Genomic DNA, 892 nt, shown 5'->3' with positions numbered 1-892 from the left:
ATCATCTGAATATGACGATTGGTGGTGCAATTGGTACTGGTTTGTTTATGGGTTCTGGCAAAACCTTGAGCGTTTCGGGTACCTCCATTGTTTTAACTTATTTGATTATCGGCTTTTTCTTTTTCTTTGTGATGCGGGCGATGGGTGAACTGTTGCTGGCAAATACCAATTTTAAAACCTTTGCTGATTTTGCAACCGCATATATAGGCCCTTGGGCTGGCTTTTTTCTGGGTTGGTCGTATTGGGGGAACTGGATTATTACCGCAATCGCAGATGTCATTGTGATTGGTGGTTACATGCAGTTCTGGTATCCCGATGTGCCTGTCTGGATCCCAGCATTTACTTCGCTGGCGATTTTGACGATTTTGAATTTTGTCGCCGTCCGGATGTTTGGTGAGCTGGAGTTCTGGTTTTCCTTAATTAAAGTCTCTGCCATTATCCTGTTTATTCTTGCAGGGATTTATTTAATTAGTACAGGCTTCACTTCTCCAAGCGGTGTAAAGGCTTCGATGAGTCATGTATTTGAAACTGAATCCATGTTTCCTTATGGCCTCACTGGCTTTTTGGCTGGGTTTCAGATTGCGATTTTTGCCTTTGTCGGGATTGAGCTGGTGGGTACCACAGCGGCTGAAACTAAAGATCCGCATAAATCACTGCCTAAAGCGATTAACTCTATTCCATTACGTATCCTGCTATTTTATGTCGGGGCGTTGGTGTGTATCATCGCAGTCACGTCTTGGGCAAAAATTTCACCAGAAAAAAGTCCATTTGTTGAGATGTTCTCACTGATTGGCTTGCCGATTGCGGCGGGCTTGGTTAATTTTGTGGTGGCGACTTCGGCAATTGATCGTGAAGATGAGCGGTTGTCACAGTGAACTCCGTAAGCTGATTA

The 892-nt window shown here is 44.1% G+C and carries 1 protein-coding gene; it reads left to right on the top strand.

What is annotated here, in order from left to right; translation table 11 throughout:
- A partial coding sequence (locus tag QMM04_RS22795; protein WP_282997148.1) for an amino acid permease occupies nucleotides 1–875 on the top strand: 875 nt, incomplete at its 5' end.
- Nucleotides 876–892 lie beyond the last annotated feature (17 nt).

The organism is Pantoea sp. Pa-EAmG (assembly GCF_030024295.1).
Taxonomy (GTDB): Bacteria; Pseudomonadota; Gammaproteobacteria; order Enterobacterales; family Enterobacteriaceae; genus Pantoea; species Pantoea dispersa.
This window is presented reverse-complemented; position numbering and strand designations above follow the sequence as displayed.